A 4868-nucleotide genomic window follows, 5' to 3' on the forward strand; every position below is an offset into this window, starting at 1 on the left:
AGGACGTTCTCGCCGAGGCCGCCAGCCGCCTGCGACACCTCTCGCCCTGAACTCACGCCCCTTTCGTCCCGAATGAGGTTCGGACAGATGCCCTACCTGTCGGAGTTGCTGTTCGCGCAGGCCAGGGCATCGGAGTCGGTGGGCCTCCCGTGGCGTCGGGAAGACTGGGGGAAGTGGCTCGGCTCCCAGATGGCTCCCAAAACCTCGTAGGCGCTTGGGACAGGGGGCGCCAGCACGCTTTCCAAGTCTTCACCTGGGAGCCCGGAGTGGGCGGGGGTGTTCTGACCTGCGCTGAAGCGGCGCGCGTTTGCTGTCTCCAGGTCTACAGCCGCCTACAGCGACAGCAGTTCCTCGCGTCAGCTAATCGATCCAGCAGACGAGCGAGTGAGCCGACCCCGTTGGGCTCGAAAGCTAAAGGCACGCCGGAGGTGCTCCGGCGCGCCTTGTCTCATTTGAGGGTCCGCTACCTCAGCGGAAAGGATGTCACGACCCAGCCGGTGTCCACCAAGATCCTGAACAATCCGACGAGCCGTATTGCGCCGGGACGGCCTGTCCGGGGTTCATGAAGGAAGCGTGGAAAACGTAGATTCGCGTCGCGATCCACCCAAGGCCCGTGATGAGGCATATGCCAAGCAGCATGAGGGCCACGCCGAAGATCAGGCTGAGCAACCCCGAACGGCGTGGGTGGGTTCGACGGGCCCGTCGGGATTCAAGTGGCGTGCTGGTATGTCCCTGGCCTGCGGTGGTCTGGCGAAAACCGCGCCAGTTGTTCACCGACGGGCCCGACGGGAGGCTGTCGGTTGCTGCTACTTCCACCTTGCGATGTTCTGTCTCACTCGTCCCATCGCTCAGCAGGACCCGCCCTAGTGTCACTTCAGGGTCACGGATAGCGTTGGTTCGCCTGAGCTGCCCCCGCCTCACCGGAGTTCACTGTGTATCGCCCCGCCCGGCTCGTGACGGCTGCGCTCACCGCACCGGCGGCCCTGCTGCTGACCGCCCGTGGTTCTGGAGGGGGTGAAACTGCCCACGTGGGTGTGGCTGGACAAGGCCACTTTCCAGGACGTCAAGGTGTGCGCCGAACTGCCGAACACCGGTCTGCGGGCAGGGGCCACCGCGAAGCCGGTCGCACTGCATCTGGAGCCCGGGACCGAGGACGCCGTGACATACCCGGCCTCCGGCGACTGCACGATCGACGACGACGGCTCCATCGGCACTGCGTACGCCAAGGGTGACGCCGACAAGACTCCGCCGTGCGGCATCACCTACCAGCGTGCGAGCGGTGGGGCCACGTACCAGCTCAAAGCATCGATCACCTGGAAGATCTCCTGGGGGGGCTCCGGTGGCGCACAGGGCGACCTGCCCAACGGCACCTTCGAGACCACCCAGGGCATGACGGCGCAGGAGATCCAGGCCATCAGCCGCTGATCGCCGACCTCTCAGCGGCGTCCGACCGGAACACCATCGGAACAGAAACGGGGGGACTGTGAGCGACCTGTCAGTCGACTACGCAGTGCTGAACAGAGTGAGACACAGCCTCGACCACATAGCCCACTTGATGGGGAAGCCGGGCCGGGAGATGGAGCGCGTCACTGGCGACTCCATGGGGGTTCCTGAACTCGCCAAGCGCATGGACGACTTCGGCGACGAGTGGTCGTACGGCATCAAGCAGCTGACGAAGTTCTCCGAGAAGGCCTCCAAGGCACTCCTCAAGGTCAAGGAATCCTTCGAGAAGCTGGACCACGACCTTGCCGAGGCGAACAAGAACCAGGGCAAAGGGGGCGGGAAGTAGCCATGGCTGAGGCGAGGCTGGAAGACTTCCCGGCTTTGGGGTTCGTTCCCTGTCCCGGTGACCACACGGTGGCCGATGACGTGGCCAAGACGGTCCGCAGGACAGCGAAGGCGCTCGTCGAGATCTGCCAGGTTCTGCACGGCACTGGTGCAGGCGACTGGAAGGGGAAGACCGCGGAGGCATTCCGCGAAAAGTTCGACGACGAGTTCCGCCCGCGTATGGACGACGCCCGCGACTCGTTCCGCGACGCCGCCACCGCCTTGGAGGACTGGGCGGCGTACATGGAGAACAAGCAGGCGGCCGCCGTACGGCTGGAGGCCCGAGCGGCCGAGCTCAACGAGCAACTGGGCAAGGCTCACGCCAAGGCCGACAAGCTCAAGAAGGCCGACGACGACACGAAGGACACCCAGGACCACAAGGACCAGGTCCAGGACGCCAACCGGGCGGTGAACACCAAGGAACTCGAGCTGGACGAACTCCGCCGCAAGGGCCGCCGGATGGCCAGGAACTAAGGGGAGTACGGCAAGGAGACAGCCGAACGCCTGAAGAACGCCATGGACATCGCCCCGGACGAGCCCGGCATGTGGGACAAGCTCGGAGACGCCATCGAGGGCCTCGGCAAGGCCCTGGCCGACCTGCCGGGTCAGGTGGGCGATCTGCTCTCCGACATTGGCAAATGGATCAAAGACCACGCGGATTGGATCACCGTCGCGGCCTCCGTCATCGGCGTCATCGCCATCTTCTGCCCGGTGCTCGCTCCGCTGGCCATCGGACTGAGCGCGGTGGCGCTCTTTGCGCATGCCGCGGCATACGGCTGGAACGGACTCTTTCCGCCCACCGGCCAGAACATCGGCAACTGGCTCACACTGGGCGGCGACGCGCTCGGCATGGTGCCCGGCGTCGGTGCCGCGAAGGCGGGCATCATGGCCGGATTCAAGGCGGGACGGGGAGCCGGCGGTCTCGTCGCAGGTACCACGGTCGGCGTCAAGACGGCCGGTACGACGGCGAAGAACGTCATGAAGGCCGCCGACCCGGTCGCCGCAGTGATCGACAGGCCCGTGATGGCCGTCGCCAGCAAGTTGGGGGTCTCGCGCGGTGCCGCCCTGACCGCCACGGAAGGCATTCAGGCCGCCGCGCAGCTCACGTGGACGGCACCGACCGTGATCAATACCTACGAGACGAGCACCGGCCGATACGACGCCGCCACCTGGGGCACCGGCGTGGGCAACATCGCCACGGGCGCCGGAGGCGGCAGGACCGGCGGGATCGTCGCCGTCGGCAGTGTCATCGGCCTGGGGGCCTGGGAGCTGACGGACTGATGACCTCCACCGACGCACCGACGACGGAGCCTTCCGGGACGGCCGTTTCACCCTCCGGCGTTCCCGACCTGTGGTTCGAACTTCCCCCAGGCTTCATGGAGTTCGATCTCGGAGAGGATCCCGAGGCGCGCATGCTGCGGATGGCGGACGTGACCGACTCGCTCTTCGCCGGCGCCACCCCGGAGCAGAAGTTCAGCCTCGTGGTCTCGGGTGAGTACATCCTCCAGACGATGATCGCGGCGGGCGCCGAGCACGTCTCGAGCTGCCTGCTGCGCATGCCCGGGGACAAACTGTCCCAGGGCACCCTCTGCGTGATCATCGAACGGCCGGACGTCGGCCCGCAGAGCCAGGACAGGCAGGCATCGGCGAAGCGCACGGCCGCCCAGTGGCGCAAGCTGTACCCGGACGCCGAGATCGGGCTGGTCATGCTGCCGTACGGCATCTCCGCCCTCTGCATAAGCGATCAGGAACTGCAGATCCCCGGCGTACTCTTCGGTCTGGCCGAACCCGTAGCCGCCACGGTCCAGCAGGTGCAGTTCTGCGTGCCGCTGAAGACCGGCCCCGGGTCGGCCCTCTTCGCCTTCATGACCGAGGACATCGAACACCGGACTGAATACCTCGATGTGCTCAGCGGCATCATGAAGTCGGTCTCGACGGACGAACCGCACGGGGAGAACACCCCAGAGGCCGAGGGTCCGGATGCCGTAGGAACGGAGAAACCAGCATGAGCGGCGGTGCACAGGCAGAGGACGAGGCGCGCAAGAGGCGCACCCGGTATCCCGCCCTGCTGGCGGTCGGCATCGGCTGCTACGTGTTCGCCGTGATCGCAGGGATGTTCCTCCTGGCGGACGGCTTCGGGCCGGTCCTCCAGGTTTCCCTGTGGATTGTGCACGGAACGCTGCTCATCGTGCTCATCAGGAAACTGGGAGCCAGAGAGTCGAGCACGTACGCGGCGCTGTTCATCGTGATCACGTCTGCGATGTCCGTGTACGTCATCGGCATGGCACGCGACGACCTCACCCTTCAGCAGCGCGGCGAGAAAGTCACAGCCACGGTGGTGAAGGAACGACTCGACCCGGCCCAGGGACGCAAGGGCCGCCACTCCTACTACACGCTGGAGCGGCAGGACGGCACACGCATCCCAGGGCCCGAGATGGAAACGACGTCCGACCTCTACGACGTCGGCCAGGTGCTGACGGTGATCGAGGATCCCGAGGGTGAACTCCGCCCCCAGACCCCGGGCCAGGCGGACGCCACTGCTGAGCAGCTCGGCGCGGGGGCGCTTGCCCTCGCCGCGCTCGGCTCCGTCGGCTGGATGACTTGGCGCGGGTCGGACGCCGCGAGACGCCGGGACGCGCAGAAGCGACCGGGCGGTGCACGGAAGGCGTACAAGACCGTCACCGGCGACCACTCCACGCAGGAGGAGCAGGAGGAGAAGCTGCGCGAGGCCCTGCGCACGTACCCCGCCGACCGCCGCGGCTACATCAAGGTGCACCCCGGGGAGTACCCCGACGTGACGCAGCAGCGGGCAGCCCGGATCGCCTGGGAGATGGGTCTGCGCGCGGAGGCGGTCGGCAATCGGGGTTCGTGGCGCTTCGGAGAGACCGTGATCGAGGAAGTCCCGCAGGATTGAGCGATCGCCTGCTGGAATCGCCCCTGGTGGACCTGTTGCGCGACAAGCGAATGAGTGTGCGAACGAGGGGTCGGCTGGGTGACCAGTACCCAGGAACTCGTGACCGCCGTCCGGACGGCCAAGCAGT

General features: G+C 66.6%; 5 protein-coding genes and 1 pseudogene. All 6 read left to right on the forward strand.

Translation table 11 applies throughout. The features are described from left to right. Window positions 1–1014: 1014 nt before the first annotated feature. Window positions 1015–1425 (forward strand): annotated as a pseudogene (locus ACFP2V_RS36110) (hypothetical protein); the annotation flags it as partial. A gap of 58 nt (window positions 1426–1483) precedes the next feature. Then, a complete protein-coding gene (locus ACFP2V_RS36115; protein ID WP_332429505.1) occupies window positions 1484–1789 on the forward strand; it encodes a hypothetical protein in 306 nt (101 codons plus the stop codon). Between the two features lie 2 nt (window positions 1790–1791). Continuing rightward, window positions 1792–2301 (forward strand): putative T7SS-secreted protein, encoded by a 510-nt coding sequence (locus tag ACFP2V_RS36120; protein ID WP_381220091.1) that lies wholly within the window; start codon window positions 1792–1794, stop codon window positions 2299–2301. Between the two features lie 42 nt (window positions 2302–2343). Beyond that, complete coding sequence (locus tag ACFP2V_RS36125) at window positions 2344–3108, forward strand: hypothetical protein (RefSeq protein WP_381220094.1); 765 nt, start codon at window positions 2344–2346, stop codon at window positions 3106–3108. Then, complete coding sequence (locus tag ACFP2V_RS36130; RefSeq protein WP_381220097.1) at window positions 3108–3836, forward strand: hypothetical protein; 729 nt, start codon at window positions 3108–3110, stop codon at window positions 3834–3836. Before ACFP2V_RS36125 ends, ACFP2V_RS36130 begins: the two co-directional genes overlap by 1 nt. Continuing rightward, window positions 3833–4741 carry a hypothetical protein gene (locus ACFP2V_RS36135; RefSeq protein ID WP_381220100.1) on the forward strand — a complete coding sequence of 303 codons (909 nt, stop codon included), beginning with the start codon at window positions 3833–3835 and terminating at the stop codon, window positions 4739–4741. Before ACFP2V_RS36130 ends, ACFP2V_RS36135 begins: the two co-directional genes overlap by 4 nt. The last annotated feature ends 127 nt before the right edge of the window (window positions 4742–4868 follow it).

The sequence above is a fragment of the Streptomyces incanus genome, from assembly GCF_042656345.1.
Taxonomy (GTDB): Bacteria; Actinomycetota; Actinomycetes; order Streptomycetales; family Streptomycetaceae; genus Streptomyces; species Streptomyces incanus.

What these genes read in the sequence shown, in the direction of transcription:
- ACFP2V_RS36135 (WP_381220100.1), top strand. Translation starts at nt 3,833, where the DNA reads ATGAGCGGCGGTGCACAGGCAGAGGACGAGGCGCGCAAGAGGCGCACC.
- ACFP2V_RS36120 (WP_381220091.1), top strand. Translation starts at nt 1,792, where the DNA reads ATGGCTGAGGCGAGGCTGGAAGACTTCCCGGCTTTGGGGTTCGTTCCC.
- ACFP2V_RS36125 (WP_381220094.1), top strand. Translation starts at nt 2,344, where the DNA reads ATGGACATCGCCCCGGACGAGCCCGGCATGTGGGACAAGCTCGGAGAC.
- ACFP2V_RS36130 (WP_381220097.1), top strand. Translation starts at nt 3,108, where the DNA reads ATGACCTCCACCGACGCACCGACGACGGAGCCTTCCGGGACGGCCGTT.